The sequence below is a fragment of the Nocardia sp. NPDC002869 genome, assembly GCF_046764065.1.
GTDB classification, from domain to species: domain Bacteria; phylum Actinomycetota; class Actinomycetes; order Mycobacteriales; family Mycobacteriaceae; genus Nocardia; species Nocardia rhamnosiphila.
In genome coordinates this window covers 1-1,028 of the sequence record NZ_JBKOOL010000348.1, presented here as the reverse complement: position 1 = coordinate 1,028, position 1,028 = coordinate 1, and the positions used below count along the sequence as shown (strand labels likewise).

Annotated in this window: 2 protein-coding genes; both read left to right on the top strand. The window is 66.4% G+C overall.

The window, feature by feature from the left end; translation table 11 throughout:
* The first annotated feature begins 215 nt into the window (after window positions 1–215).
* Window positions 216–509, top strand: a complete 294-nt coding sequence (locus tag ACLML9_RS28845; protein ID WP_357986788.1) for a hypothetical protein — start codon at window positions 216–218, stop codon at window positions 507–509.
* Window positions 496–960, top strand: a complete 465-nt coding sequence (locus ACLML9_RS28840) for a DUF5130 domain-containing protein (RefSeq protein ID WP_411948442.1) — start codon at window positions 496–498, stop codon at window positions 958–960. Before ACLML9_RS28845 ends, ACLML9_RS28840 begins: the two co-directional genes overlap by 14 nt.
* The last annotated feature ends 68 nt before the right edge of the window (window positions 961–1,028 follow it).

Genomic DNA, 1,028 nt, shown 5'->3' with positions numbered 1-1,028 from the left:
GGCCTCGAGACTCGCGCCTGCGGCGCATGCGCTTCGAGGCCGAAACGGCGAGACGGGCCTCAACCCTTCGAGGTGTCTCGCAACACTCGACGCAGGTGGTCGCGTTGGTCGACGGAGGCTTGATCCCGGGGCCGACCTCGGAGTATGGGTGGTGTTACCGGTGACACGGGCTATCCCTCGGTGAACTACTACAGAGGATCGTCTACCTTTAGGGCGTGAGCATTCTCGAGACGGTGGCGATTTTCGCCGGTATCCCATTGGGGATCTACCTCATAATCGCTGGTTTGTCGTACCTCGGTAAGCCGCTGCCCGGTGAGAAGCCGGTCCACTTCGATATGAGCAAGAAGTGGACGGCCGCCCCGGTGCTGTGGAGTGCCACCGATGAGGTGACCGGTCACGGTCACTCCTATGACGCCGGTGAGTCGTCGCACGGCTCGCATGTGGCGTTCGATGCCCTCGAGGCACCCAAGGAAGCGTTGATCGGAGGCCGGGCAAGTGGCAAGTACTGAGTGGCCGGCGGTGGTCGAGTCCGAACTGCCGCGTGGATACGCGCTCACCAGCAGCGGCCGGGTCTCCGGGGTGCACGAGGCCGGTGACGTGTTCAAAGAGGCGCCGTTCGACAACAACGAGCGGCTGGCCATGGACAATGTGCTCACCGAGGCCACTCGGGCGACCAAGGTCCGGTTCAACGTGTTCATCGGCGATCTAGGCGTGGATCCCACGGCCACGACGGACGCGCTGTTCCCCACCACCCCGGAGGCCGCACGTTCGGTGCTCATCGCCGTCTCCCCGAACGACCACGCCGTGGAGGTCCGCTCCGGGAGGGATGTGGCCGAGCGCGCGAACGACCGGGTGTGCCAGCTCGGGGTCACCGCCGCGTTGAGTTCGCTGCGACAGGGCGAGCTGATCGACGGGCTGATCTCGGCGGTGCGGGTGATGGCCGCCGCCATCGGCCGCTGACACCTTCCGGCCGATGGCCGGGACCGCTCGCAGAGACAACAACGGCGCGTCCCCCCCGGGTGGGCGCC